Here is a 25348-nt window from a genome sequence, read left to right on the forward strand (position 1 = left end):
TTCACCTCCCGTTCACCTGCGCGGGAGAGTCTCGTTAACCGCCGCACATAGCGTCACTGTGTGCCCTGCACCGGGCCCCACCCATCAAAGATCGAAGGATCCACAGTGAAGATCTCCCGAATCGCACGTATCGGCGCCGTCGGCGCCGTTGCCGCTCTCGCACTCGCCGGCTGTGCCGCGAACGAAGGCGGAACCGGCGGCTCCACCGACGCCCCGAGCGAGTCCACGCTCTCCGGCACGATCGAGGCCACCGGCGCCTCCTCGCAGGAGGCCGCGCAGCAGTCCTGGGTCGCCGCATTCCAGACCGCCAACCCCGACACGACGGTGAACTACACCGCCACCGGTTCGGGCACCGGCCGCGAGAACTTCATCGCCGGCTCCTCGAACTTCATCGGCTCCGACCGCGCGTTCGACGCCGACGAGCTCGCCGCAGGCGGCTTCGGCTCCTGCACCTCCGACGACATCGTCGAGATCCCCGTCTACATCTCGCCCGTCGCCGTCGCGTTCAACCTCGAGGGCATCGACGAGCTGAACCTCGACGGCCAGACCATCGCGAAGATCTTCTCCGGCGCCATCACCAACTGGAACGACGCCGCCATCGCCTCGCAGAACGAGGGCGTGGAGCTTCCCGACCAGGCGATCGTCCCCGTGCACCGCGCAGACGCGTCGGGCACGCAGGAGACCTTCACCAAGTACCTCAGCGCCGTCGCCCCCGACGTGTGGACCTACGAGGCCAGCGACGAGTGGCCGCTGTCGACCGGTGAGGCCGGCGACGGCACCTCGGGCGTCGTCGACGCGATCACCAACGGTGTCGGCTACATCGGCTTCGCCGACGCATCGCGCACCGCCGACCTGGGCCAGGTCGCCGTCGAGGTCGAGGGCGAGTACGTCGCGTACTCCGCCGAGGCAGCCGCAGCGCTCGTCGAGGCTTCCCCGCTCGAGGAGGGTCGCTCCGACCACGACCTCGCGTACGCCGTCGACCCGGCCGCAGCGCCCGCCGGCTCGTACCCGATCGCACTCGTCTCGTACCTCATCGGCTGCGTCGAGTACGACGACGCCGAGACCGCCGGTCTCGTGAAGGCGTACTTCCAGTACGTCGCGTCGGCCGAGGGCCAGGACGCTGCAGCAGAGGCCGCGGGCAGCGCCCCGATCTCGGACAGCCTGCGCGAGCAGATCAACACGGCGATCGACGCGATCGTCACGGAGTGATCGACGGCTCAGCACACCGCTGAGCCCCGGTCCCGACGCCCCCGTGGTGTCGGTCGTAGGACTCGACCGACACCGCGGGGGCACCCGCATGAAAACCCCGAACGTCCCTCAGAGCCTGGAGTCGCTCCGATGACCACAACCTCAACGGGTCCCGATACCACCCGTTCCACCGGGACGCGCACCGCTCCCCGCCGCCGCGGCGACCTCGTCTTCTCGGGCACCGCGCTGGCGGCGGGAATCATCATCCTCGTCACCCTCGCCGCGGTGGCCGTCTTCCTCATCGTGCAGGCGATCCCCGCACTGTCGTCCGACACCTCCAACAACCACATCCTCGAAGGGCAGTCGTTCCTGTCGTGGGTGTGGCCGTTCGTCTTCGGAACGCTGTGGTCGAGCTTCATCGCCCTCGTCATCGCCGCCCCGATCGCCATCGGCATCGCGCTCTTCATCTCGCACTACGCCCCTCGCCGCCTCGCCGGCGTCCTCGGCTACATCATCGACCTGCTGGCCGCCGTGCCCTCGGTCGTCTTCGGCCTCTGGGGAGCGCTCACCTTCGCGCCGATGCTCGTGCCCTTCTACAAGTGGCTGAACACGAACCTCGGCTTCATCCCGCTCTTCAGCGGAACGCCCTCCGGAACCGGCAAGACGATCCTCACCGCCTCCCTGGTGCTCGCGGTGATGATCCTGCCGATCATGACCGCGATCTGCCGCGAGGTCTTCCTGCAGACGCCGAAGCTTCACGAAGAGGCGGGCCTCGCGCTGGGAGCCACGCGCTGGGAGATGGTCCGGATGGCCGTGCTCCCCTTCGCACGCAGCGGAATGGTGTCGGGCGCGATGCTCGGTCTCGGTCGCGCACTCGGCGAGACGATGGCAGTGACCCTCGTGCTCTCGCCGCTCGGCATCGTCACCTTCAACCTGATCAACCCGGAGAACCCCACGACGATCCCTGCGATCATCGCGCTGCGGTTCCCCGAGGCCCACGACGAAGGCGTCAACACGCTGATCGCCGCGGGTCTGATCCTCTTCATCGTCACCTTCGCGGTCAACTTCGTGGCCCGCTGGATCGTCTCGCGCCGCGCCGAGTTCTCGGGAGCCAACTGACATGACCGCCACTCTCACGCCCTCACCGTCGCCCGCGTCCGTCGTCGCCCCGACGCACATCACCTCGGCCGGCCACCTGCCCAAGTGGGCCCCCTGGGCACTGCTGCTGGTCGCATTCGTCGTCTCGGCGACGATCTTCGCCTTCATGAACGTGGGCAACGACCCCGCCGACTTCAACATCGCGCTGACGCTCGTCGTCGGCCTGCTGTTCTACATGGTGCTCATCATGGTGATCTCCACCGTGGTCGAGAGCCGTCGCCACGCGACCGACCGTCTCATGACGGCGCTGGTCTCCGGCGCCTTCGTGGTCGCGCTCCTGCCCCTGATCTCGCTGCTCTACACCGTGGTCGTCAACGGCCTCATGCGGTTCGACGGAGAGTTCTTCAGCTTCTCGATGCGCAACATCGTCGGCGAGGGCGGCGGCGCGGTGCACGCCATCTGGGGCACGCTGCTCATCACCCTCGGCGCGACGATCATCTCGGTGCCGATCGGCCTGATGACCTCGATCTACCTCGTCGAGTACGGCGAAGGCCGCAAGCTCGCTCGCGGCATCACCTTCCTCGTCGACGTCATGACCGGCATCCCGTCGATCGTCGCAGGTCTCTTCATCTACTCGGTCTTCTCGATCATCGTCGGACCGGGCACGCGAATGGGCATCATGGGTTCGCTCGCGCTCTCGGTGCTGATGATCCCGGTCGTCGTGCGCGGCTCGGAAGAGCTGCTGCGCATCGTGCCGAACGAGCTCCGCGAGGCGGCCTACGCACTCGGCGTGCCGAAGTGGCTGACCATCCTCAAGGTCGTGCTGCCCACCGCGATCGCCGGAATCCTGACGAGCATCATGCTGGCCATCTCCCGAGTGATCGGCGAGACCGCCCCGCTGCTGCTCACCGTCGGAATCGTGCAGGGCATGAACCTGAACATGTTCAGCGGCCAGATGGCCACACTGCCGGTGTTCTCGTACATGCAGGCCAAATACCCCGGCATCCCCGTCGATGCCTACCTCGAGCGGGCCTGGGCAGCCGCCCTCACCCTGATCGTCATCGTGATGGTGCTGAACCTCCTGGCTCGCGTCATCGCCAAGGTGTTCGCCCCCAAGATCAACGGCCGCTGAGCCGTCATACCCGACTGAAGAAGAAGAAGGATTTCACGTGTCCAAGAGCATCGAAGTCAACGACCTCAACGTCTACTACAGCGACTTCCTCGCGGTCGAAGGCGTCAGCATCGACATCAAGCCCAACACCGTCACGGCCTTCATCGGCCCGTCGGGCTGCGGCAAGTCCACGTTCCTGCGCACCCTGAACCGCATGCATGAGGTCATCCCCGGCGCGCGCGTCGAGGGCGAGGTGCTGATTGACGGCAAGAACCTCTACGGCACCGGGGTCGACCCCGTGCTCGTGCGCCGCCAGGTCGGCATGGTCTTCCAGCGCCCGAACCCGTTCCCGACCATGTCGATCAAGGAGAATGTGCTCGCGGGCGTCAAGCTCAACAACACGCGCATGGCCAAGAGCGACCAGGATGCCCTGGTCGAGAAGTCGCTGCGTGGGGCGAACCTCTGGAACGAGGTCAAGGACCGCCTCGACCGCCCGGGCTCCGGCCTGTCCGGCGGTCAGCAGCAGCGTCTCTGCATCGCGCGTGCCATCGCCGTCTCCCCCGACGTGATCCTCATGGACGAGCCCTGCTCGGCGCTCGACCCGATCTCGACCTTCGCGATCGAGGAGCTCATCGCCGAGATCAAGACCCAGTACACGGTCGTCATCGTGACGCACAACATGCAGCAGGCGAGCCGCGTGTCCGACAAGACGGCGTTCTTCAACATCGCGGGCACCGGCAAGCCGGGCAAGCTCATCGAGTACGACGACACCCGCACGATGTTCACCACTCCGTCTGTCCAGGCCACCGAGGACTACGTCTCGGGTCGCTTCGGATAAGCATCCGCCTCAGCTTCGACCCGGGCGCCCGTTCTTCGCGGGCACAGTTTCGGAGCTGCTGGTTCGAAACGCCGTGTGTCCCTCTGGTCCCACGGCGTTTCGTCGTTAAGGTCCGTATCGGTACCCGGGCCAGACCGCGGCACTCATCCTGCAGAGACGAGCCAGGACGAATTGCGTCCACAGATGCCGGCATCATGGTCGAGAACGAGCATCGTGATCGCGGATGCTCCTCTGATGTGCAGCTCATCATCGATCGAGATCTGGACCTGGCGCGACCTTCGGGCGAGAAGCTCACGCCGGGCTCTCGACGCTCGCGTGCGGCGCGGGCAGCTCCGTCGAATCCGACGGGGGGTCTACGCTGCCGACACGGCCTGCGCGAGCGCCGTCGAGGCTGCTGAGCATGGAGGCTCTCTGGGATGCGCCAGCGCAGCACGGCACCTCGGCATCTGGGTTCTCGAGGATCCAGCTCTGCACGTCTGGCTTCGCGCAGACAGACACCATCACCCAGGCGTCAGCCGTGAGTGCACCTGCATCCGTCATTGGGATTCAGGCGCTTCCTCGCGAAGTTTCGGGCTCCCTTCGGCACCTCGGATACTGCTGCAGATGCTCCACTGCCGCGGCGGCGAGGCGTTCTTCGTCGCGCTCGAGTCCGCGCGCCGCCTCGGCCTGATCGACGGCGATGGGCTGCGATGGCTGCGGCTGCACGTCGATACCTTTGGACGAGACCTGATCGACTTCTCCCGCGCGGATGCCGACAGCGGCCTGGAGTCACTCGTTCGGCTGCGACTCCGCAAGTACGGATGGTTCGTCCGCTGCCAAGTGCGGTTCGTCGCGAGCGGCATCGTCGATCTCATGATCGATGATTGGCTTCTCATCGAGACGGATGGCAAAGCGAATCATGAGGGACAGTCGCATCGACACCGCGATCTCACCCGGGACGCCACGGCCGCCGCGTGGGGGCACGCCACACTTCGGTTCGACTATGCGATGGTCATCCATGACTGGGATCTCGTCGAGCGAGCGATTGTCGGAATGATGGCGCTCAGGCCCTGATCATTCTCGGATCAGCGCCCCATTTACGGGCACAACTTCGGATGCCGGTCGACGACGCGCCGATCCGGGTGATTGCGCGCGGCGGGTCGGTCGAGAGCTCCGAAGTTGTGCCCGTAGCGGGCGGTCGGGCCAGGCGCACGGCACCTCAGTCGCGGGGCGAGAGGAGGTAGTCGTTCAGCTCGGCCGTCAGGGCGTGATCGACCGGGATGTCGACTCCGTCGACGGCGGTGATCGGGGCGGCGAGGCGGACGCTCGAGACCAGCCATGCGGCATCAGCCCGGGGAAGGTCGGATGCCGGCACTCGGCTGTATTCTGCGACGAGTCCCTTCCCGGCCAGGTAGTCGTAGACGCTCAGCTGCGTCGTGCCGTGCAGGATGCCGCCGTTCGGGGCCGGTGTCACGAAGCGATCCCCGACACGCAGGATCAGCGACGCGGTCGGCGCCTCGAGCACGAAGCCGTCACGCGACAGGAAGATGGCGTCGTCGGCTCCTCGTCGATGCGCCTCGCGAAGCGCCGCCATGTTCACGGCGTAGGAGAGCGTCTTGGCGCCCAGCAGCAGCCACGGTGCTTTCTCGGCCACGTCGAGGTCGTATCCGCGGTCGAGGGTGACGACGCGGATTCCCTGTTCCCGCACAGTCGAGAAGTCGGATGCCGGCGCCGCCGTGACCCAGGCCGTCGGCGTGGGGCCGTGCTCGACGCCTCGGCTGAGGATGAGCTTGATGACGTACTCGCCCCGCTCGCAGTGTGCGGCGGCCCGCTCGATCGCCTGGTGCCACTGCGCCTGGTTGGGAAGCGGCAGATCGCACAGCTGCGCCGAGTGAGTCAACCTCTCGAGATGCGGCACGACCTCCTGCGCATGACCGTTGATCACGCCGATCGACTCGAACACTCCGTCGCCGCGCTGCGTGCTCAGCTCCCCCACGCTGAGCGCCGGAGCGGCCGCATCGACGAGAGTGAAAGTCTCTGCGAAGTCGGAACGGTCGACGTCAGCCGCCGCAGGATCGATCATCAGAGCAAAGCGCCGTGTCATGATCCGAGCCTAGGGCCCCGGGAATAGCTGCAGCATGATCTTGTTACAATGGAGTGGCCGGGCCGCATAACCCCGGGCTCCAATTTTTGCCGCTGCGAGCGGCCTTCCGCCGAGAGGCGTTTTTGCGGCCCGGTCTTTTCATGCCCGGTCGCAGGTCGTGCCCGTCGCGAGTCCGCGAGGGCTTGCGCTCCCCCGGACGCGTCCGCTCAGGCCAGGGCTCCGGACCGCCACAGCACAGCAGAGGCCGAGAGGTCCTGCGCATAGCTGCTCAGCCGCAGGGCGCGGGTGGTGAGCTCACTGGCGCGCGACGGCTCGGTCGGCTCGTAGTCGTCCGCTGTGTGCGTCGCTCCCGAGGCCTGGACCCGGCAGAACGCCGCCGCTCGGTCGAGGGCGACCGCGAAGTCCCCCCGGAACGCGCCACGGAGGATCGTGTCGATCAGCGCGACGAGCTCATCGGGGTTCGCCGGCACCGGCGCCCCGGCGATCACGGCATCCACCGACGCCAGTTCCACCCTGCCGCGCTCGTAGAGCAGGGCAGCGGTCTGCGGGTCGCCGTGGATCGCCAGCTGCAGGATGTAGAGCCGCCAGAGGGCGCCCGGCAGGGTGCGGGACGGTGCCTTCGACCAGAGCTCGGCGATCTCGTCGATGCCGTGCTCATCGGTGAAGGCAACGAGTCTGTCAGCGCTCACACCGCTCTCGTCGGCACGGACACGGGTCAGCAGAGCGGATGCCGTCGCGTGCGCGATGCGCGTCTCCTCGGCGGGATCGTGACTGCCGACGATGTTGTCGAAGGCGCTGGTGGGCCGGCGCACCGGACGGGAGAACTGCTCAGGCATCAGTCCAGGGTACGCGCGATCCGGGATGTCAGGCTGTCGGAATCACGACGACGGGGTCGGTCGTCGGCAGGCCGGAGGGCGAACCGCCGTCCTGCTCCACCGTGACCGCGATCACGTCGCCGGCCTGCATCTCTCCGGCGAGCACTGCCGTCGCTTCGCCGTCTTCGGCCGCGAACACGCCTGCCGGCACCGGGGTGTCGCCTCGGACGTACCAGAGCTCGTAGGTCTCCCCCTCGGCGAGCGACGGGATGCCGTCGGTCACGAGCACGGACTTGCCGAGAGACGCCGACCAGTGCGCGGTCGCCGTGCCACCGCTCTCGAGAGAGACGCTGGCCTGCTGAGCATCATCGGCCGACTGGATGTCCTCGAGAGCGACGACGCTGGCCGGACGGTTGATGTACGTGTTGATCGCGACAGCGCCCGCTCCCACACCGACGAGCAGTGCGAGGCACGCGGCGAGCGCGAAGAGGAAGCGGAGGCGGTGTGCCGGAGCCTTCGGCGCGGCTTCCCCACCGAGAGCGGTCGGGGCGGAGTCCTCCGCAGGCGCGGCATCCGACGTCTCGTCCGCCAGGGCGTCAGGGGTCGAATCGGCGAACACGACGTCGCCGGTCTGCGGTGTCTCCGCGATCCGTGCGAGCAGCGTCGCGCGGATGTCGGGCGACGGAACCACCGGAGCTGCGCCGTCGGCGAGGAATCCTGCGCTGTCGGCATCCGCATCGACGATGCTCTGCCACTCGGGATGCGCTGCGAGAGCGGCGTGATAGCGCTGCTGGTCATCGGGCGACAGCGCGTCGAGTGCCGCTCCTGCCGCGAGTTCTGCGAATTCCTGCTCGTTCATGCCGTCACCCCCATAGCTGTCCTCAGACGCGAGAGCCCATCTCGCATCCGTGTCTTGATCGTCCCCAGCGGCGCCCCGACGAGCACTGCCACTTCGTTTTGACTGTAACCGCCGTAGTAGGCCAGGACGAGAGCTTCGCGCTGAGCCTCAGGAAGGCCCGAGAGTGCGTGAACGACCTTCTCGCCCTCGATGCCCAGCTCCACCGTCTCCGCGACACTGTCGTGCGCGACTCCGATATCCCTGAACCCGGCTCGCACGTCTCGGTCCGCACTGGACTGGGACGCCCGAACCCGGTCGACCGCACGACGGTGCGCGATCGTCATCACCCAGGTTCTTCCCTGTCCCTTGTTCGGAGCGAACTTCGTAGCGGATTGCCAGATCTCCAAGAAGACTTCCTGGAGCACCTCTTCGCTCTGCGAGCGATTGACGAGAACCCTGAGGATGAGGCCGAAGACCCGGGACGACAGACTGTCGTAGAGCTCCGCGAACGCGCGCTGATCGCCGCCGCCGATGCGCAGAAGCAGGTCAGCGACAGCATCCCGAGCCGTACCGTCTTCCGGTACGTCCATTCCGTCGATGACCATCTCTAACAGCATGCCGCATCCACCCCGCTTTCCCGTGCAGCCGCCACCCGAAAGTGACGGAAATGAGTCCTCTTAAGTGCGGTTCGTCGAATGATGTTCGCGGCCGACCCCCGGAACGGATTGGATTCGACGACTCGAAAAAAACTTTGCGATTTCTCCCATCCGATCCCGACGGGGCTCCGAACGACTGTCAACGCCACGGAGAGGCCGTGGCAGTGTTCTGAAGGAGCTTGAGATGTTCAGCACCAAGAAGAAGGTCACCGCAGCCATCACCCTCGGCCTTGCGAGCGCATTCCTGCTCTCCGCATGTTCCATGGGCGGCACCACCGAAGAGCCGGCAGAGTCGACGGCCCCCGAGTCGTCCGAGACGATGGCTCCCGAGACCGAGACGATGGACCCGGCCGCCAACCTGGTCGGCCCCGGCTGCGCCGCATACGCAGAGGCTGTGCCGGACGGCGCAGGCTCCGTCGAGGGCATGGCTCTCGACCCGGTCGCCACCGCCGCATCGAACAACCCGCTGCTCACCACGCTGGTGGCGGCAGTCAGCGGACAGCTGAACCCCGACGTCAACCTCGTCGACACGCTCAACGGCGACGAGTTCACCGTCTTCGCTCCGGTCGATGACGCCTTCGCGAAGATCGACCCGGCCACCATCGAGGCTCTCAAGACGGACAGCGCCACGCTGAGCTCGATTCTGACGTACCACGTGATCCCCGGACAGCTGACCCCCGATGAGATCGTCGGAACGCACGCCACCGTGCAGGGTGCAGACGTCGAGGTCACCGGCAGCGGCGACGACCTGATGGTCAACGACGCGACCGTCATCTGCGGTGGAGTCCAGACCGCGAACGCCACCGTGTACCTCGTGGACACGGTTCTGATGCCCCCGGCCGAGTAAGGCCCGGGAACGCCGAGGCGGACACTCGGTAAGCCATCTCACCTCTCGGGGGAGGTCGGTGGGATGGTGCAAGGAGCCGCTGACGACATCGTCGTCAGCGGCTCCTTCTTTGCGCCCTAGACTGGAGGGGCGGGCCTCTAGCTCAGTTGGCAGAGCATCGGACTTTTAATCCGCGGGTCGTGGGTTCGAGCCCCACGGGGCCCACCGTTATCACCGTCGGCCGGATCCGGCCACCCCCTTCACCGCATCCGCATCCTGCGCGAGAGTCGTGGCGTCCCCATCCGGGACATCCACCCCACGAAAGGACGCATCATGGCGACTCTCACCGACAGCCGAGTGGCATTCCTCGCGACAGACGGATTCGAGGACAGCGAGCTGACCAGTCCGTGGGAAGCGGTGCAGGGCGAGGGCGCGAGCGCCACGCTCATCGCACCGGACGGACAGCAGATCACCGGCAAGAACGGTCACGTGCAGCACGTCGACCTCACCTCCGAGAAGGCCACGGCCGACGAGTTCGACGCTCTCGTGCTTCCGGGCGGTGTCGTGAACGCCGACCACCTGCGGCTCGACAAGGCATCCATCGACCTCGCGCGCTCGTTCTTCGAGCAGCACAAGCCCGTCGCCGTCATCTGCCACGGCGCCTGGATCCTGATCGAGGCCGGCGTGGTCGACGGACGGACGCTGACCAGCTACCCGAGCCTCGCGACCGACCTCCGCAATGCCGGAGCCACCTGGGTCGACGAGGAGGTCGTGGTCGATGCGGGGCTCGTCTCGAGCCGCACGCCCGACGACCTTCCCGCGTTCAACGCGAAGCTGATCGAAGAGGTCGCTGAAGGCAAGCACGCCGAGCAGACCGCGTGATCTGAGCACCGGGCGGCCCGGTGTCAGGCGCCCGCGCGCGCCCGGTGACGCCGGACCGCCGCTCTGTTCGCACAGCGCACCGAGCAGAACCGCTGGCGGCCGTTGCGCGTCACATCGACGACCACGTTCGTGCAGGGCGAGGCCTCGCAGCGCCCGAGTCGATCCATGCCGCGGGTGACCAGGTGCAGCGAGGTTCCGACGGCGAAGATCGCACGGAGGACGTAGGGCAGAGACCGGACGTCGTCGCGGTAGTGCAGGTGCCAGCCTTCGCCGTCGTGGTTCGTGAGGCGAGGGTAGGCCGCCGCCCGGGCCATCTGCGCGTTGAGGATCTCCGCGCGGGCGTCCGGCTCCCGTGCGTCGACGATCGTCAACCAGTCGTCGACCACTTCTCTCACGCGTGCGCGGTCGTCCGCCGCGGGTGGGAACGTCATCGTCATCCCCATCTCGAGTGTGCGCTCCTCGATGCCCGGACGGTCGGCGGGGAAGTCGTCGGCGAGGGATGCCGCGAGAAGCACCGCGTATTCTCCGTAAGGGTTGAGATGCATAAGGCCATTACATCACGCTGGAGTCATGACCTCCCTGCACACTCTGCCGATCCCCCACCAGACAGCGAGAATCCACGAGCACGCCTGGACCGCGGACTCCCGGCATCCGACCAGCGAGGGCGTCGTCGTGTACGTCCGCTGCACTGAGTGCGGCACGCATCGCGTCGATCTCGAGACGCACCCGCAGCGGCCGGCGACGGCCCTCAGCGCCGAGTTCGCCCGGACCCGCCGAGACGAGACATCAGACCGTGACGATGTCTCCGTTGCGCGGCATCCACGGCTGCTGCCCTGACCGCTGGAAGGCCATCGGGATGCCGCGCGCATCCCGCTCCAGCGTGTCCGACACCTGCAGATGCAGGTGGGGCTCGGTGCTGTTGCCGGAGTTTCCGCAGTCGCCGATCCGATCACCCGGAACGACGAGATCGCCGACCCGCACGGTCACGCTGCCCGCACGCAGGTGCGCCAGCAGTACGAGTCCCCTGTCGCATCTGATGGCGACGTGATTGCCGGCGACAGCCCCCGCGCCCCGACGCACACGCGAGGGCTGTGTGAGGGCGTATCCGAGAAGGGCCCCCATCGAACGACGCGCGACGTGGTCGACCTCGCCGTCATGGACGCGGACGACCTCGCCCGACACCGGCGAGAGGATCGAGCGCCCGAAACCGACGAAACCCTCCGGGCTCTCGGTGCCGAGCAGGCTCCGGACCGTGCGCGGCGCGCTGCGCCCGTCCACGCCCACCGGGACGAAGTCGATCGCATACGAGCTGCCGAACAGCGTCGTGCCGTGGCTCGGAACGCGGGACGCCGGGCTGTTCTGCACCAGCCATCGCCCCGTGAAGGGCAGGGACAGCACCACCGTCTCCGAGGGGGTCATTCCGTCAGCTCGATGAGCTTGCGCACGGTACGCGCATTGCGTGCCGTGCCGGCGACGCCGAGCAGCCTATCGAGCACCGCCTTGGTGAGCTTCGTGGTGTGCACGCCGCCCTCGGCGTAGTCGATCCACAGATCGTCGTCGACGAGCGCTATCCGCTCCCCCGGCACGAGCCGCTCCCGCAGCGCGTCGACCGCACCTGCCGACGCGGGGCCCTCGAGGAACATGGCGTGCAGCAGATTCTCGGATGCCCCGGGGAACGGCTGGTTCGAGTGCGACCGCACGAGCTGGTCGTGCGTGCGATGGACGACGGGCGTATCGACGCCGAACTCACCCGCGATCATCGCGCGCACGTCGGCGCAGACCGATCGCGGGTCACTCGGCTGCTCGCAGATGATGTTGCCGCTCGCGATGTAGGTCGAGACCTCGCCCAGCTCGGGCGCGATCAGTTCGCGCAGCCGCGCCATCGGCACCCTGTTGCGGCCCGAGACGTTGACCGCTCGCAGGAGGAGGACACTGCGGCTCACGCAGCGTCGCTCGCGATGAGCTCGGCGCCTGCGTGTGCGAGCTCTGCGAGGGCTGCCGTGCTCGGCTCCGGAGCGACACCCGCGATCAGGTCGGTGAGGATCCGGACGCGGACTCCGTGTGCGATCGCATCGAGAGCGGAGGCGCGCACGCAGTGGTCTGTGGCGATGCCGACGACGTCGGCCGTGATGACCCCGGCGGCGGTGAGGATCGCTCCGACCGTCTCCCCCGACTCGGTCGCGCCCTCGAACATCGAGTATGCCGGGCGACCCTGCCCTTTGTGCACATGGTGCGTGACGGCCTCCGTCACCAGCAGGGGATCGTAAACCGCACCCGGCGTGCCCGCGACGCAGTGCACGGGCCAGGTGTCGACGAAATCCGGAACCTCCCCGAAGTGGCCGCCGTTGTCACCCTCGGCGTCGTGCCAATCGCGTGAGGCGACGATGACGTCGTACTCCGATGCATGCACCGCGAGGAAGTCCGAGACCGCGGATGCCACGTCGTCGCCGCCCGCCACGGCCAGCGCCCCGCCCTCGGTGAAGTCGTTCTGGACATCGACGATCAGAAGCGCTCTGCTCATGATCCGAGGGTACGCCGCCTCCGCGCGCCTGCCCAACCCCGGGAAACCAAAAGGCCCCGGGATGTTGTTCACATCACGGGGCCTGCTGGAGCCGCTTGTCAGAATCGAACTGACGACCTTTTCATTACGAGTGAAACGGTATGTCAGTCCTGGCACCGTACAAACCCTGGATTTTCCGCCAGTCTACCTCCGAGCTTCGAGCGGTTGGTACACACGGGTGCACACATTCCGTCTCGTCGCTTGCGAAGGGTGCTCGCGCACTCGACGTGCGGTGATGGGGTCGGCGGCGATGCCCTCGCGCGACGATGCCGCGCGGAGAAGAAGCTGGTAGTAGCGCGCGGGCTGGATGCCGAGTTCGTGCCGGATTGCATGGGTCTTCGACGGGACGTGGGCCGGATGCTGTGCCTCGAAGGCGAGAAGTTCGGATGGAGTCACGACGGGCATCCTCTCCCCTACCACCGACACTCGTTCGGTCGACGTCGGCATCGCGGCATAGAATCGATCGCCTCGGCCGGAGGAAGGACGCTGTCCATGCCCCGACGACTGTCGCCCGACACGATGCTCAGCATCACGCTCGACGCGATCTGCTCGAGGAACCGATACACCGTCGACCCGGCGCCGGTCATCGCCGAGCTCCACGCGGCCGCGGGCGATCGCTGCGACATACTCACGGAGTCCGTCGGCACGTGGGTGGGATTCTTCGAGGACGAGCAGACGCTCACCTTGTGCGCGGCGCTCCGCGAGCTGCCCGGCCTCGAGCCATGGATCGAGGTCGGCGCGAGCCGACGGGCGCAGCCTGACCATCGCACCCCGACAGCGCACGCGGGCGCGTCGTGGCCGGAGCGCGGCGCGTAGGCTGGCACCATGCTCATCGCCATGATCCGCCCCTCCGAGAAGCACGTCGCGAAGGCGACCGGCAAGGAGATCCCGGACCTCCAAGCCGAGCTGATCGCCGGCGCACCCGAGGGCTGGGAGATGGTGTCCGCGCACGTCGAGATGCAGCCCGGCGGCATCCGCATCGTAGAGGGCAAGTTCGAGCGCCGCGACGAGCCGACAGAGATCGAAGCCGAAGACATGGACGCGCTGATGGCGAAGGTGCCGGAAGGCTGGCAGGTGCTCTCGGTGCGCCGACCGTAGCCCCCAAACACGAAAGAAGCCCCTCCCGCGCCGCATGGGCGTGGGAGGGGCTTTCTCAGTCGAGGTCGATGAGGGGTTCGGGCTTTGGGGAAGCGTTCTCGTGCACGGTGACCGTGCTCGGGGCGAAGAGCTCCTGAGCCTTTTCGGCGGCTCCGACTGGCTTCCAGAGTCCGTAGTGCAGACCGACCGCGATGAGGAACGTCGGCAGTGCGAGAAGGAGACCCTGCCCGATGTCGTACGTCGTTCCTGCTGTCACGGCCGCGCCAAGCTCGACGAGCAGCGAGGTGAGCAGCGAGAAGGTGGCGAGCAACACCGCCTTCACGCCTGGGCGGGTGACGGTCTTGGTGACGAGGCCGACGAGCAGCGGGAGAACGGTGGAGACGAGAAGCTGGATCACCAGCGCCACGTCGAGGTTGAATTCGATCATGATGACCTCCAAGGTCAGAGGGTGGTGACGGTGTCTTCGAGACCGTCAGGGAGTGTGTCGCGGATGTGCAGATCGAAAAGCGCACCGTCGGCGTCCGGGTCAAGGGCAACCTGCGCCCACTCGACGACCTCCGAGTAGGTGATCGTCCCGATCGTGCGGGCCTTCGCCTCGAGGTAGTGGATCGCCTTGCGGAGACGGTCGCGCTCGCGCACGGCGCGGTCGAGGTCGTCGCGGAGGCCGGGCACGAGGGCGGCGAGGCCTTTGTACGACGCGGCCTCGGCCGACACGGCGTCGAGCAGACCCTGATAGCGCTCGACGTCGTTGTTCGCGCGGTCGAGCAGCCGCAGGATCAGGTCGTTGGCGATCTTCGTCGCCTCGTTGCTGTCGGCCGGCGTCCGGTCCTGGCGTGCCTTGCGGTTCTGCCGGGCGACGATGACGGTGAACGTCCCCGTCCCGATCACGCAGAGCACGGTAACGATCGAGCCGATGAGCTGTAGCTGCGCCTGCACTTCGGGGTTCACGTAGTTCCCCCGATCGATCCTGCGAGGCGCGTCTCCTTCCGGCGGCGGTGCACCACGGAGACGACACGGGCGAGCGTCTGCGCGCCCGAGTAGTAGGCGAAGGCTGTCAGCGCGACTCGATCGACGCCTGTGGGCAACACGACCGAGAGGACACCCTGGGTGACGAAATAGAGCAGGACGCCACTCAGCATAAGCACGAGCCCCACGAGCTCGACGCCCAGACCGAACAGCGACCGCCGGAGGTCGATGCGCAGTCGAACGGGGTCGTGCTCATGGTCGCGCGAGGCCACCACCAGGCCCGCCGACGAGATGATCGCGCCGACGAGCATGAATCCCGTCATGACCCACACGAGAACCGATCCCAGCGACGCCGCGACGACAGACGGAGTCAGCAGGAAGAGCAGAATCGCCCAGACCGCTCCCGCCAGCTTGACGTGCATGTTCGCCCAGTCGACGCCGTTCAGCCGTGCGAACGCCGCGCGGACGGTGCGGAGCAGTCGCACGACCAGTAGCCAGGCATGCATGAGGCGCGGTGCTGCTCGCGCCCACACCTGCTTGAACCGACGCATCACCCGCTGATCTTCTTCTGCAGCTCGTCGAATGACTTCGCGAGGCCGGTCGTGTCGATACGGATTCCGTCGAGCTTCGCGTTGATCTCGTGCAGGAGCGACCAGACGCGGCCGTTCTCGCCCTTGCCGTCACCGCGGGTGCCGTCGATGTTGAAGCCACGGCCAGACATCACCAGCTCGAACGCGTACCACGGGATCGAGAGGCTCTTCTGCAGGGCGTTGACCGCATCGTTGTCGACGCCGACGTACATCGAGCCCGTCGCCATTCGGTCGTTGCGGTTGAACAGCCATCCCATGGTGGATGCCTGCCTGTTGTTCGTCTCATGCTTGAGGTACGACCCGTTGATCGTGAAGATGTGGTCGCCCCACTTGATGGTCTGCATGTCGTCCTCCTCGGAGACAGGTGCGGGACGGTTGGTCGTCCCGGGGTTGATCGCGACGGCGCCGAAGCTGGGTGCCGCCCATGCGGGGTTGAAGTCGCCGACGTGCCACCACTCGGTCGGGGTGACGAAGTTGACGGTGAGCCCGACCGCCTTGGCGAGTGCGGTGAGCCGTGCGCGAGCGAGGGATGGGTTCCCGGGAGCAAGAGAGTCGACGTTCGCGATGTCTGCGGCGAAGACCTCCTGGCCCCGGTACTTGCCGCCGTGGCTCGACTTGCCTGGCTCTGCCGCCCGGATGCCGTAGTGGCGGCGGTAGTTCCGCTGCGGGCCGATCGGGCGGTAGACGTTCCAGCCGCCGAGCCCGTCGATGTCGCCGGTTATGTAGAGGCGGACGCCGTACTTCTCGAGGGCTAGGCGCACCATCTCGTCCCATCGAGCGTTCAGGCTCGGGGTGAAGTAGAGGTTGCCGCCTCGGTGGATGAAGAGGTGGAGCGGGTACTGGCCGTTGGCGTAGCTCATGCGACGCTCCCCTCGCTCCCCAGCTTCGACAGAGTGATCGCGCTACATCGGAGTGCGGCCTCGTCGACTTTGAGGGGCAGAATCTCGTCTGCGATGATCCGCGCGCCGGCGAGCATTTCGGTGGTGATCGCATTCGCGACGATCACTTTCGACTGGATGGGTGCAGCCGACATGGGGTCTCCTTAACGACGAAACCCCGCTCGAAGGCGGGGTGGAATTGGGAGGCCCCGCCCGGTGCGGGCGGGGCCTTGAGGTCAGTCCTCGTCGCCTTCGGGCGACGGGGCGGCCTCGGATGCAGCAGCCTGCAGGCGTGCGATCTCTGCACTCAGTGCCTCTGCGCGAGCCTCGAGAGAGGCGATGGTGACGGCGTCGTTGGCGATGCGGATTGCGAGCTTCTCGTGTACGGGGTCCATTGCTTCTCCTTGTTGGCGTCACAGGCCCGGTGAGGCCTCGACGGTTTCGGTTGGTCGCACGATGTCGAAGGCCAGGAGGTCTTCGCCGTCGCGCATCTGGATTCGACGGGCCTTCACGACCCACGTCACGAGCGCGCCTGGCGCACCGTGGATAGTGAACTGACCATTGGCGACGGGGGTGCTCCAGAGGCCCGCGTCTTCGGAGCCAGCCGTGAGGCTGACGACGCGGTGATCTGAAGCGGTCAGAGCCTCGAAGTAGTCCGGGAGGACAACCTCGATCTCGCCCGATCCTGGGATGGTGAGGAACCCGTCCGACCAGTACTCGACGCCGTTGTGCGGCGACTCCGTCGAGGCGTGCAGGAGGGACATGCCCTCCAACGTCGGGTGCGCCATCGCGAAGTTCTTCGCTCCGGTTACCACGAGGTTGCCGTTCACCTGGACGCCAACGCCGGTCATGTGCGTCGTGCCCGTGGAAGCCAGGGTGATGTAGTGACCCGAGTTCCGAGTGATTCCCAGATTCGTGTTGGTCGTGTAGTTGATGTACCCCATGGGGTCGACCGTCGAACCGTTGGCCGGCATCTGCCCGAGATACCATCCGGCGACGCTGTTCGCGCCCTGCTCGTAGAGCTGCAGGCTCGCACGTCGGACGCCGCCCGAGAGAGCGCCGCCGAAGATCATCAGGCCTTCGCCATCCGGATCGCTCGTGATGCTCGCGGGAGACGAACCAGCCGTCCCGGTGTAGAACCACACGTTGCCCCGAGTGTCGGAGCTGTTGATCTGCACCCGAGGTCCGGTCGTCCGGTTGCGGATCGTGCCCGTGATCGTCGCGTCACCGGTGGTGGCGCTGATATCGACCGTCTTCTGACCTGCCGAGTTGTATGCCGACAGGCCTGCCGACGTGATCTCGATACCGCGGTTCGCGGTCGACGTCGTCTGGAACTTCGCACCCGTGATCGTGTGCTTCGACGTGATCGCGGTGGCCGTCAGTTCCGTCGCCGTGATCGCGTTCGCGGCGATCTTCTCCGACGTGATCGCGAGAGCCGCGAGCTTCACCGTAGTGATGGCCCCGGCCTCGATCTTGTCCGCGGTGACCGCGTTCGCCTTCAGGTGCCCAGCCTCGATCTGCAAGGCTGCGATCTTCGCTGCGGTGATCGCATTCGCTGCGATGTTCCCTGCAACGATCGTGAGCGCCGCGATCTCGTTGGCCGTGACCGCATCAGCGGCGATCTTGCTCGTGGTGATCGCACGGGCGAAGATCTTGTCCGACGTGACCGCATCTGTCGCCAGGGTGCGGGAAACGATCGCGCCGTCGACCAGAAGCTCGCTCGTGACTCGCTTCGACAGCACCACCTTGGAAACCCAGACGTTCCCGGCCGTAGCTGCAGCCGGAAGCTGCATCACGAAGTAGGCCTGCGCCGCGCCGGTCGGCACGGTGTAGGTGTACGTGAAATCCGTCCAACTGGTCGGGGCCACGGTTGCCGTTCGGACCGCCAGATACGCGCCGTCGTTGTCGACGAAGAACATCTGAATGGTGAAGCTGGTGTCGGTGCCCGTGTTCTGGATTCGGCAGCTGAGGTTGTATTCCTCGCCGGGGATGACGGGGAACCGGTTCGCGTTGTCCACACGCACCGAGGCGTTGCCGGGGTTGGCCTGGAACCGAAGTGCCGTGCCGGGAGCGCCCGTTGTGGATACGAGAGACGTGAACGCGAGGGAGGCCCCGTTGGGAACCCACCCCTCGCCCAGCGGGCGAAGGAACGCCGGATCGTCCACGAGGTTCGTGAAGTTGCCGATGCTCAGCTTCGAGGTGAGGATCGTGCCGGCTTGAAGCCGACCGACATCGATGAACCCCGAGGTGATCTTCCCCGCATCGACGTTGCCGATCTTGGCGTTGGTGATGGCGGCGTCGGCGATCTGCGCGGTACCGACCGAGGCGTTCGCGAGGATGCCCGAGGCCGCGGTGATGGTGCCCGCGAGGATCTCGCGCGCTGTCACCGCGTTCGCGGCAATCTTGCCTGCCTCGATCGCGTTGTCGGCGATCTTGACACCGGTGATCGCAAGATCGGCCAGCTTCGAGTTGACGATAGCCCCGGCGGCGATCGCGTCCTGCCCCCACGACTGCGTCTCCCACGCAGTGCCGGTCCAGCGCCACGTGGCGAGCAACGTTCCGCCGGCGTTGTACCGGAACCAGAGCGCACCCACGGGCTTGCCCGCTCCGCCAGCGACGGTTGGAGCGCTCAGGCTCGTGGTGACCCGCCCGTTGGCGGACGCCGCATCCGCGGTCGCGCCGTTGATCGCGTCGCGGGTGAGCGTGTCGAGCTTGCCGATGCTGACGGCGTTATCCGCCAGCTTCTCCGTGAGGATCGCGCCGTTCTCAATCAGCTCAGCCTTGACAGCACCGAGCTTGATGTTCACGCCGTCGATGATTCGGCCGATCATGTCTGTGTCGACAAGGGGCTTGGTGACCACTGGGATGCGTGTGGAAGGTTCGGACTTGTTGCCCGCCTTGTCCTGAGCGGTCACCCAGTACCAACGCGTCTGGTTGTAGGGCTGTTCGGGAGCGACGAACGTGTCGTCGCCACCTACTTCTCCGACCTTCGCGCCGGTTGCCGTCTCGGTGGTAGCCACCCACACGTTGAAATGCGAGAAGTCCAAAGGCTGCGGCTCGCCCGTCGCGGTGAGGCCGCTGTGGGTGATGAGCACCTGTCCGAGACGCGACTTGCCCGTGGGCGCTGCAGGGGTCGGCGGCGGGGTCGTGTCTTTGGCGAGCACGAGGCTGAAGACTGTCGAGTATGCGCTGACGACGCCCTCGTCCACGTACGCGCGGACCCGGAATGACCAGGACTCGCCCGCCAGGAGGCCGGTGTACGTCATCGACGGCGGCTCTTCGGTCGTGGTTGCGAGGCGCGTCCACGACTCGCCAGACGAGTTCTTCTTGGCCCAGAGCTCGTACCACTTGATCTTCACCGTGCCGCCGAGCACGTCGGTGGTGACCGTGCTGCACGTGGCCGTCACCGACGCGAACGCCGTGCCTGTGGCGTCGAAGTATGCCTCGGAGGTGACGACGAGACCGGTCGGGGCGATCGGGTCCGGGCGCTTCACTCCGGGGTTGTAAGGGATGCCCGATCCGGTGCCGCCGATGATGCCGCCCTGCGACGCGGAGCCGACTCGCTTGGCGATCTTCGCCTGCAGGCCGACGAGCTTCGAGCCGACGATCGCGCGCGCCGAGACGACACCCTCACGCTTCGAGACCTGGATGCCGACGACGCGCTGCGGGAGCTTGCCCACCTTGCGTCGAGCGGTCACGAGGTCGCCGACGGTGAAGTCGACCCACGGGATCGGCCCGCCTGTAGCCGGCGTCCAGTCGTAGGACAACTCGAGCTTCTTCGCGCGGTTCTCGTTCATCACGGGCTGCGCCATACGCACAGCGGTGGCCGCGTCGCTCACGCCCGACATCGTCATGGACGTTTCCAGCGCCCCGAACCGCGTGTCAGCGCCCGCGTTGAACGCGTGCGTGGCTTTCGCCTTGTCCGGGATGAGGACGATCGTCGAGAACGTGCCCTTGAAGTCGGTCTTCGCCGGCGCGGACTCGAATGAGGGTCCGCCGAGAGTGACCTTGCTCGAGAGGTCCGCGCCCGTGCCGAGTCGAGCGAGCATGAGAGTCGTGCCCTGGGCCCACCACTCGAAATGCCCCTGCTCGATCCACGACTGGAAGAGAGCAGAGTAGGGGCGCCAGAGGTCGACGTCCATCTTGATCCGGTCGTCGGCCTTCCATGCCTGCCCGAGCGAATCGTGCGTGTCGCTGAAGTTCGTCGTGAGCATGGGAGCCCAGCCGCGTGCGAGACCGGCGGTCGAGACCTGTGCTTCGCTGACGAGCTGGCGGACGAGTCGGCCGGGCGTCATGTCGTAGGTGCGGGTGCGTCCGTCCGTGCTATCGGTGTTCCACCAGTGGAGCGCCTGTGACAGTAGCCATCCGACGTACGACTGCGCCGTGAAGGTCATCACGTCGGTCTGGTCGGCGGCGTTCTCAGCGTCCTCGAGCACGACGAAGAGGTCATTGCGCGGCCGTGACCACGCGGAGCCAGTCGTGTACTCGATGCCGACGACGAACGGTGCTTCCATGCGCTGCGCGACACGCGCGGTGGTGGAGAACGTCAGTCGCGCAGTGGCGGACTCAGCATCCGTGGTGTCGATGTCAACCGTTGAGATGACTCGACCCTTGACTCCTTCGGGGGTGTAAGCGCGGAGGCGGATATCGAACATGAGCACCCCCAAGGGCTAGAGAATGTAGGCCGCTTTCCCGCGCACAGCCACGGATGAGCTGGCGCGCGTGGCGGACGTGACTGTGAGCTTCCCGACGCGGGTGGTCGGGTCGCCGGCGGCGAGGACCGGCGTGATCTCGAAGTTCCCTCGAGGCCCGCCGAAGTCGACGAGTCCTGAGATTTCAGTGCCTCCGACCCACGTGTCGGTCGTTGTGCGGAAGCACTGCCCGGTCTTCGACTCGAAGCGGACGTACTGACCTGCGGCGCAGTCGGGCATCGTGACCCACGCGCCGGATGCATCAGTGACGCGGACGCCCGTCGTCGCACCCTGGATGCGGATCATCGCGTCAGAGACGGGGGCTGATCCGCCGGAGAAGACGCTCAGCTCCACGGCTGCGCTCGTCAGCGGTGTGATCGGCGTCGTGGTGGTCACCTTGTCGCGCCAGTACGCCTCGGTGATCTCGACGAGGAAGGTCGCGTCGATCCACTCGTTGCGGGCGAAGACCCGGTCCGGAGAAGAGCCCCGGAGACGCGCCCGCGCCTCGATGGTGGGGCGGTCGTTGCGCGTCAGCACCAGCTCTTGCGCGGAGAACAGTGCCAGGAGCGGCTCCCACCCCGACGGCGGGGTGTTGACCTTGAGCGGCCACACCGGCGCCCCGAGGGTGGCAGGGACAGGAACGAGTCCGTCGCGTCCTGCCACCCTCAGATCGATGATGTTCGCTTCGAGGCCGGAGTACGGCACCGAACCGGAACGGAAAATCCACCCGAGGGCAGGGTTGTCCAGAGGTGTTCCGTTGACTCGGATCATCAGATCGCCCCCAGTAGTTGTGCTGCTTCCCACGCCTCGGACTTGAGGTCGCGGACTGTCGGGTGATAGATGTTCAGCGTCGCCCCGCTGCCGCGACCCGCGGCGGCGCCGGAGACGTCGGGCGCGGTGCCGTTGACGCCGGAGAAGTCGATCGCGTCGACCATGGACCGCTGGATGCCGGCGGCTTCCTTGTTGATGCCGACGGCGATGCCCTGGGCGAGAGGCGCACCGATCTTCCGAGCGGTGAGCCTCGACGGGGAATGGATCTCGCCTGCGGCCTGAGCAGCGCTGACCGCGCGACTCACGGCCGCACCGGCCGCACGCGACACCGCGCCGCTGTTGTCGACGATGCCGCGCACGATGCCGCCCATCATGGCCGCACCGATGCCGTAGAACCATCCACCGGCCCCGCCCATCGCGCCACCCGCGAGTCCCTGTACCGCTGCGAACGCGTTGATGACGCCGCCGCGCGCGGCCTCGGCGCCCTGCTGCATGCCGGTCATCGTCGCCGCGCCCGTCGGGAACAGCCACGAGCCGGACGAGGACATCGCGCCGCTGAGCAGCACGCCCATGTTCGCCATGTCGGTGGTGATGATCGGCTTGTAGCCGTCCATCCCCGCCTTCATGCCGCCCATGATCGACGTGCCGTGCGGGGTGAGCCACGACTCAGAACCAGCCATGCCTCGCATGACCGAGTCCTTCATCGCGTACATCGACCGGTCGAGCTCGGGGAGTCCTTCGGTGATGCCCTGCGCGAGCTGTCGGGAGAACCCGCCGCCACCGCCGCCGCCGCGCCCTCCACGCTTGAGGTCGAGAGCGTCGCGTGCGTCGTCGGCGAGATCGCCGAGCTGGTTGAGGATCTCCTGGCGCGTTGCGAGGTCGACCGACAGGAAGTCGGTCATCCACGCTTTGCTCTTGTCGCCGGTCTCGAAGACCTTCTTGATCCGATCTGCGATGCGCGTCGCTTCCGAGGTCAGGGTGCCGTCGGGCACCTTGAGGCTCGAACGGAGGCTCTCGTTGATCTTCGCGACGACATCGGTGGGAAGTCCCTCGATGTTGCGGAAGCTCTCGACGAGGGCGTCTGCGGAGTCCTTCCCCTCGGTCTTGAGGACGCGGTCGTACTCGTCCATGAAGACCTGAGCGATACCCGCGGCCTTCTCGCCGGTGGTGAGCTTGCTGTCGTTCCAGTACCGCTCGAAGTCGAACTTGACGGCGACGGTGAACGGGTTCCCGTCGTCTTCCGGCTTGAACTGGCCGAGCTTGCCGAGGTCGTTCAGGCCCTTCGAGCTGCCCTTGTCCCAGCCCATGAACTCGCGGACGGCGTCGAAGAACTCGCCGTTGGACTCAGACCAGTCCCCCAGTGCCTCGATCCACTCACCGATCGTGTCGATGAGCGCTACCAGCACGGGCGCGATGTCGACGAGCGCGTCAGCTAGGCCGATGAGCGCGTCGATGAGAACGGGGCCGACGGCGTCGGCGAAGTCGGCGAGTGCCGGGCCGAGTGCGTTGGCGATGTCGGTGACCGCGCCGCCGAGGGTCTCGAGCACGCCCGAGTCGCGGATCGACGAGATCAGGCTGTCGATGGTGGGCATGAGCTCTGCGAGCACGCCGGCCGCGGTGGGCAGAAGCGTGCCTGCGAGATCGCCGAGCAGACCGAGGAAGCCGCCGAACGTGTCGGCGATCTTCGGCAGGTGCGGCAGGATGCCCTCGAGCGCTCGGACGAGCCCGTCGGAGAGATCCAGCAGTCCCTTGTCGACGCTGGGCTGGTTGAGCGCGTTCGCCGCGCCCTCGATGAGTCCGCCGAGGAAGATGCCCGCGGAGCCGATGAACTTCTCGATCGACGAGTCGAGTCCGAGGATCATCCGGCCGATCGCGGATACCGCGTCGCCGAAGGCGCTCATCGCGACCCGCGCGCCACGGAACACGGCGGTGAGGCCGCGCTGGAAGTCCGCGCCGTTGACGACGCGATCCCACTCCTGCATCATGTCGGCGAATCCAGCGAGGCCCTGGGAGCCGGCGGCGTCGGCCGCGCTCCACAGTCCCTTGAAGACGCCCGCGATGCCGGTGGTGGCATCCCAGAGGTCGTACATCGACTTGATCGCGCCTTCCATCCAGCCGTCGAGACGGCCGTCGGTGGACACGGCTTCGAGCCAGTTGTCGAAGGTGTTCGCCTGGCGCACGAACCACGTCGCGAGACGGGGCGTGTACTTCGCGGCGACCTGTGAGAGCGATGTCATCGCGCCGGCGAACGCCGGGGCTCCGGTCGAGAGGATGCGCCACCCCTCAGCGATGCCGCCGAAGATCTTCTCGAGGTTTCCGCCCGAGAGCTCCTGGCCGAATGCGTCAGCGAGTGAGGCGGTGAAGTCGCCGATGCCGCTCGACAGCTCGCGGAACGAGTTACGGAGCTGCGGCATGAGCCCGGTGACGAGGTTGAGGATCGGCTGGCGTGCCCGCGTCCAGAATGCGTCGTTGATGATGTCGCCGAGCTCGGACATGTCGTCGCTGAGCGGCGCGAGTTCCTTCTTCGTGTTGCGGAGAGCGACGACGAGCGCGGTGACCGATCCGACCGCGTTGAGGATGAGGCCCGGGACGACCAGCATCGCCGGGAGGATGGAGAAGAGGCCCTGGCCGATGCCGACCAGGCCGGAGGTAGCGGCGAAGAGCGCGGCGACCAGAGACGTGATGCCCGTCGTCGCGCCGAGGATCGTCGGGAGGTTCTTGTCGAGGTTCCTCAGCGACGTCGACAGGTCGTCGATCCACTGCCACGACAGCCGCGCACCCGAGAGGGCCGAGAGCGTGGTGAGAGCGGCCGCGACCGAGGCCTTGGACACCTTCACGAACACCTCGACCATGCGAGGCCGCGTCAGCCATGCGAGGCGCGCGGACGCCCACGCGGTGAACGGGTTCGCTTCGATCCGCGCCTCGCGGTTCCGCGCGACCTTGTCGATCTGTTCCTTGATGTCGTGCAGCCGAATCCGGAGCTTCTCAGCGTCCTCGGCAGACAGGATGTCGCTCGCGAGGCGACCGGAGACGTTGTGGAACTCGGCGCGCAGCGAGTCGAGCTGGCGGCGGACCTCTCGGTCTTCCATCGTCGGCGTGAGCATGACCTCGATGCCGCGCATGGCCTTGTCGACGTCCTTGCGCAGACGGTCGATGGTCAGGCGATCCATCGTCAGGCCGACGGACGTGACGACGTCCTTCGCGGCCTTCACATCGGCCTGCGCCTTGAACTTCACGACGGTGTCGAGATCCTTGAGCGCGCCGAGCTGCCGGCGGATGTCCTCGCGGATCTTCGCACCGTTCAGCTTCGCCTTGGTGACGTTGACCGTCATGCTCGAGGTGCGCTCGATCATGTCGAGGCGTCGCTTCAGGTCGCGACGGAACTCGTTCGTGTTCGGGATGACGCGGATGGACAGTCGACCTGCGTTACGTCCGGGGTTGATACCAGCCATCCGCGTC

The 25348-nt window shown here is 66.8% G+C and carries 27 protein-coding genes and 2 tRNA genes; 10 read left to right on the top strand and 19 right to left on the bottom strand.

Annotated features, from left to right (window positions below; translation table 11 throughout):
• Positions 1–105 precede the first annotated feature (105 nt).
• From pstS to SOM10_RS11660, 5 genes are all read left to right on the top strand, one after another.
• The gene (gene pstS, locus SOM10_RS11640) at positions 106–1209 is read left to right on the top strand and encodes a phosphate ABC transporter substrate-binding protein PstS (protein ID WP_053097327.1); all 1104 of its coding nucleotides are present in this window, start codon (positions 106–108) and stop codon (positions 1207–1209) included.
• A gap of 129 nt (positions 1210–1338) precedes the next feature.
• Positions 1339–2307 (top strand): phosphate ABC transporter permease subunit PstC, encoded by a 969-nt coding sequence (gene pstC, locus SOM10_RS11645; RefSeq protein WP_320490076.1) that lies wholly within the window; start codon positions 1339–1341, stop codon positions 2305–2307.
• Between the two features lies 1 nt (position 2308).
• Positions 2309–3418 (top strand): phosphate ABC transporter permease PstA, encoded by a 1110-nt coding sequence (gene pstA / locus SOM10_RS11650; RefSeq protein ID WP_320490078.1) that lies wholly within the window; start codon positions 2309–2311, stop codon positions 3416–3418.
• Between the two features lie 37 nt (positions 3419–3455).
• Complete coding sequence (pstB, locus tag SOM10_RS11655) at positions 3456–4235, top strand: phosphate ABC transporter ATP-binding protein PstB (protein WP_045254296.1); 780 nt, start codon at positions 3456–3458, stop codon at positions 4233–4235.
• A gap of 603 nt (positions 4236–4838) precedes the next feature.
• On the top strand, positions 4839–5288 hold the full coding sequence (locus SOM10_RS11660) for a DUF559 domain-containing protein (RefSeq protein WP_230100380.1): 450 nt from the start codon (positions 4839–4841) through the stop codon (positions 5286–5288).
• A gap of 145 nt (positions 5289–5433) precedes the next feature.
• Here SOM10_RS11660 and SOM10_RS11665 read toward each other — a convergent pair whose 3' ends face one another.
• The 4 genes from SOM10_RS11665 to sigK all read right to left on the bottom strand — a co-directional run bounded on the left by SOM10_RS11665 (position 5434) and on the right by sigK (position 8588).
• Positions 5434–6318 carry an aminotransferase class IV gene (locus SOM10_RS11665; protein WP_320490081.1) on the bottom strand — a complete coding sequence of 295 codons (885 nt, stop codon included), beginning with the start codon at positions 6316–6318 and terminating at the stop codon, positions 5434–5436.
• A 206-nt stretch (positions 6319–6524) separates the two neighbouring features.
• On the bottom strand, positions 6525–7154 hold the full coding sequence (locus SOM10_RS11670) for a hypothetical protein (protein ID WP_053097335.1): 630 nt from the start codon (positions 7152–7154) through the stop codon (positions 6525–6527).
• Between the two features lie 28 nt (positions 7155–7182).
• Complete coding sequence (locus SOM10_RS11675; protein ID WP_320490083.1) at positions 7183–7992, bottom strand: anti-sigma factor; 810 nt, start codon at positions 7990–7992, stop codon at positions 7183–7185.
• Entirely contained in the window at positions 7989–8588 is a 600-nt protein-coding gene (gene sigK / locus SOM10_RS11680) for an ECF RNA polymerase sigma factor SigK (protein WP_187250573.1), read from the bottom strand. Before sigK ends, SOM10_RS11675 begins: the two co-directional genes overlap by 4 nt.
• 223 nt (positions 8589–8811) lie before the next feature.
• Between sigK and SOM10_RS11685 the strand changes: the two genes are divergently transcribed.
• From SOM10_RS11685 to SOM10_RS11695, 3 genes are all read left to right on the top strand, one after another.
• Positions 8812–9474 carry a fasciclin domain-containing protein gene (locus SOM10_RS11685; protein ID WP_053097339.1) on the top strand — a complete coding sequence of 221 codons (663 nt, stop codon included), beginning with the start codon at positions 8812–8814 and terminating at the stop codon, positions 9472–9474.
• Positions 9475–9605: 131 nt separating this feature from the next.
• Positions 9606–9678 (top strand) — tRNA-Lys (locus SOM10_RS11690).
• Between the two features lie 108 nt (positions 9679–9786).
• On the top strand, positions 9787–10335 hold the full coding sequence (locus tag SOM10_RS11695; RefSeq protein WP_053097341.1) for a type 1 glutamine amidotransferase domain-containing protein: 549 nt from the start codon (positions 9787–9789) through the stop codon (positions 10333–10335).
• 23 nt (positions 10336–10358) lie between these two features.
• Here SOM10_RS11695 and SOM10_RS11700 read toward each other — a convergent pair whose 3' ends face one another.
• From SOM10_RS11700 to SOM10_RS11725, 6 genes are all read right to left on the bottom strand, one after another.
• Complete coding sequence (locus SOM10_RS11700; RefSeq protein WP_320490085.1) at positions 10359–10880, bottom strand: CGNR zinc finger domain-containing protein; 522 nt, start codon at positions 10878–10880, stop codon at positions 10359–10361.
• A gap of 241 nt (positions 10881–11121) precedes the next feature.
• On the bottom strand, positions 11122–11754 hold the full coding sequence (locus tag SOM10_RS11705) for a M23 family metallopeptidase (RefSeq protein ID WP_320490086.1): 633 nt from the start codon (positions 11752–11754) through the stop codon (positions 11122–11124).
• Positions 11751–12278: a DUF1697 domain-containing protein gene (locus tag SOM10_RS11710; protein WP_320490087.1), complete on the bottom strand. Its 528-nt coding sequence runs from the start codon at positions 12276–12278 to the stop codon at positions 11751–11753. The genes SOM10_RS11705 and SOM10_RS11710 overlap by 4 nt, the downstream gene beginning before the upstream one ends.
• Positions 12275–12856 carry an isochorismatase family protein gene (locus tag SOM10_RS11715; protein WP_320490089.1) on the bottom strand — a complete coding sequence of 194 codons (582 nt, stop codon included), beginning with the start codon at positions 12854–12856 and terminating at the stop codon, positions 12275–12277. The genes SOM10_RS11710 and SOM10_RS11715 overlap by 4 nt, the downstream gene beginning before the upstream one ends.
• Positions 12857–12942: 86 nt before the next feature.
• A tRNA-Thr gene (locus SOM10_RS11720) sits at positions 12943–13010 on the bottom strand.
• A 29-nt stretch (positions 13011–13039) separates the two neighbouring features.
• Positions 13040–13291 (bottom strand): DUF3263 domain-containing protein, encoded by a 252-nt coding sequence (locus SOM10_RS11725; protein WP_320490091.1) that lies wholly within the window; start codon positions 13289–13291, stop codon positions 13040–13042.
• Between the two features lie 96 nt (positions 13292–13387).
• Between SOM10_RS11725 and SOM10_RS11730 the strand changes: the two genes are divergently transcribed.
• Complete coding sequence (locus SOM10_RS11730) at positions 13388–13711, top strand: hypothetical protein (protein ID WP_320490093.1); 324 nt, start codon at positions 13388–13390, stop codon at positions 13709–13711.
• 9 nt (positions 13712–13720) lie between these two features.
• A complete protein-coding gene (locus SOM10_RS11735; protein ID WP_295103493.1) occupies positions 13721–13993 on the top strand; it encodes a hypothetical protein in 273 nt (90 codons plus the stop codon).
• Positions 13994–14048: 55 nt separating this feature from the next.
• On the opposite strand, the gene SOM10_RS11740 is transcribed toward SOM10_RS11735, so the two are convergent.
• The 9 genes from SOM10_RS11740 to SOM10_RS11780 all read right to left on the bottom strand — a co-directional run bounded on the left by SOM10_RS11740 (position 14049) and on the right by SOM10_RS11780 (position 25341).
• Entirely contained in the window at positions 14049–14420 is a 372-nt protein-coding gene (locus SOM10_RS11740) for a hypothetical protein (RefSeq protein ID WP_320490096.1), read from the bottom strand.
• Positions 14421–14434: 14 nt separating this feature from the next.
• Complete coding sequence (locus SOM10_RS11745; protein WP_320490097.1) at positions 14435–14941, bottom strand: hypothetical protein; 507 nt, start codon at positions 14939–14941, stop codon at positions 14435–14437.
• Entirely contained in the window at positions 14938–15510 is a 573-nt protein-coding gene (locus SOM10_RS11750; protein ID WP_320490099.1) for a hypothetical protein, read from the bottom strand. The genes SOM10_RS11745 and SOM10_RS11750 overlap by 4 nt, the downstream gene beginning before the upstream one ends.
• Positions 15510–16409: a hypothetical protein gene (locus SOM10_RS11755; RefSeq protein WP_320490101.1), complete on the bottom strand. Its 900-nt coding sequence runs from the start codon at positions 16407–16409 to the stop codon at positions 15510–15512. The genes SOM10_RS11750 and SOM10_RS11755 overlap by 1 nt, the downstream gene beginning before the upstream one ends.
• A complete protein-coding gene (locus tag SOM10_RS11760) occupies positions 16406–16582 on the bottom strand; it encodes a hypothetical protein (protein ID WP_320490103.1) in 177 nt (58 codons plus the stop codon). The genes SOM10_RS11755 and SOM10_RS11760 overlap by 4 nt, the downstream gene beginning before the upstream one ends.
• Positions 16583–16663: 81 nt before the next feature.
• A complete protein-coding gene (locus tag SOM10_RS11765) occupies positions 16664–16822 on the bottom strand; it encodes a hypothetical protein (RefSeq protein ID WP_320490105.1) in 159 nt (52 codons plus the stop codon).
• Between the two features lie 18 nt (positions 16823–16840).
• A complete protein-coding gene (locus tag SOM10_RS11770; RefSeq protein ID WP_320490106.1) occupies positions 16841–21082 on the bottom strand; it encodes a carbohydrate binding domain-containing protein in 4242 nt (1413 codons plus the stop codon).
• Positions 21083–21097: 15 nt separating this feature from the next.
• Complete coding sequence (locus SOM10_RS11775; RefSeq protein WP_320490108.1) at positions 21098–21889, bottom strand: hypothetical protein; 792 nt, start codon at positions 21887–21889, stop codon at positions 21098–21100.
• Positions 21889–25341 (bottom strand): hypothetical protein, encoded by a 3453-nt coding sequence (locus tag SOM10_RS11780; protein WP_320490109.1) that lies wholly within the window; start codon positions 25339–25341, stop codon positions 21889–21891. The genes SOM10_RS11775 and SOM10_RS11780 overlap by 1 nt, the downstream gene beginning before the upstream one ends.
• Between the last annotated feature and the right edge of the window lie 7 nt (positions 25342–25348).

Origin of the sequence: Microbacterium sp. CFBP9023 (genome assembly GCF_034045055.1) — a bacterium.
GTDB lineage: Bacteria > Actinomycetota > Actinomycetes > Actinomycetales > Microbacteriaceae > Microbacterium.

Excerpts from the sequence above, each read along its gene's own strand:
- SOM10_RS11730 (WP_320490093.1), top strand. The coding sequence starts at position 13,388 with ATGCCCCGACGACTGTCGCCCGACACGATGCTCAGCATCACGCTCGAC.
- SOM10_RS11700 (WP_320490085.1), bottom strand. The coding sequence starts at position 10,880 with ATGCATCTCAACCCTTACGGAGAATACGCGGTGCTTCTCGCGGCATCC.
- SOM10_RS11670 (WP_053097335.1), bottom strand. The coding sequence starts at position 7,154 with ATGCCTGAGCAGTTCTCCCGTCCGGTGCGCCGGCCCACCAGCGCCTTC.
- SOM10_RS11755 (WP_320490101.1), bottom strand. The coding sequence starts at position 16,409 with ATGAGCTACGCCAACGGCCAGTACCCGCTCCACCTCTTCATCCACCGA.
- SOM10_RS11665 (WP_320490081.1), bottom strand. The coding sequence starts at position 6,318 with ATGACACGGCGCTTTGCTCTGATGATCGATCCTGCGGCGGCTGACGTC.
- SOM10_RS11735 (WP_295103493.1), top strand. The coding sequence starts at position 13,721 with ATGCTCATCGCCATGATCCGCCCCTCCGAGAAGCACGTCGCGAAGGCG.
- SOM10_RS11770 (WP_320490106.1), bottom strand. The coding sequence starts at position 21,082 with ATGTTCGATATCCGCCTCCGCGCTTACACCCCCGAAGGAGTCAAGGGT.
- SOM10_RS11675 (WP_320490083.1), bottom strand. The coding sequence starts at position 7,992 with ATGAACGAGCAGGAATTCGCAGAACTCGCGGCAGGAGCGGCACTCGAC.
- SOM10_RS11765 (WP_320490105.1), bottom strand. The coding sequence starts at position 16,822 with ATGGACCCCGTACACGAGAAGCTCGCAATCCGCATCGCCAACGACGCC.
- SOM10_RS11740 (WP_320490096.1), bottom strand. The coding sequence starts at position 14,420 with ATGATCGAATTCAACCTCGACGTGGCGCTGGTGATCCAGCTTCTCGTC.
- SOM10_RS11750 (WP_320490099.1), bottom strand. The coding sequence starts at position 15,510 with ATGCGTCGGTTCAAGCAGGTGTGGGCGCGAGCAGCACCGCGCCTCATG.
- SOM10_RS11685 (WP_053097339.1), top strand. The coding sequence starts at position 8,812 with ATGTTCAGCACCAAGAAGAAGGTCACCGCAGCCATCACCCTCGGCCTT.
- SOM10_RS11715 (WP_320490089.1), bottom strand. The coding sequence starts at position 12,856 with ATGAGCAGAGCGCTTCTGATCGTCGATGTCCAGAACGACTTCACCGAG.
- SOM10_RS11705 (WP_320490086.1), bottom strand. The coding sequence starts at position 11,754 with ATGACCCCCTCGGAGACGGTGGTGCTGTCCCTGCCCTTCACGGGGCGA.
- SOM10_RS11660 (WP_230100380.1), top strand. The coding sequence starts at position 4,839 with ATGCTCCACTGCCGCGGCGGCGAGGCGTTCTTCGTCGCGCTCGAGTCC.
- sigK (WP_187250573.1), bottom strand. The coding sequence starts at position 8,588 with ATGCTGTTAGAGATGGTCATCGACGGAATGGACGTACCGGAAGACGGT.
- SOM10_RS11780 (WP_320490109.1), bottom strand. The coding sequence starts at position 25,341 with ATGGCTGGTATCAACCCCGGACGTAACGCAGGTCGACTGTCCATCCGC.
- pstA (WP_320490078.1), top strand. The coding sequence starts at position 2,309 with ATGACCGCCACTCTCACGCCCTCACCGTCGCCCGCGTCCGTCGTCGCC.
- pstC (WP_320490076.1), top strand. The coding sequence starts at position 1,339 with ATGACCACAACCTCAACGGGTCCCGATACCACCCGTTCCACCGGGACG.
- SOM10_RS11775 (WP_320490108.1), bottom strand. The coding sequence starts at position 21,889 with ATGATCCGAGTCAACGGAACACCTCTGGACAACCCTGCCCTCGGGTGG.
- SOM10_RS11695 (WP_053097341.1), top strand. The coding sequence starts at position 9,787 with ATGGCGACTCTCACCGACAGCCGAGTGGCATTCCTCGCGACAGACGGA.
- SOM10_RS11760 (WP_320490103.1), bottom strand. The coding sequence starts at position 16,582 with ATGTCGGCTGCACCCATCCAGTCGAAAGTGATCGTCGCGAATGCGATC.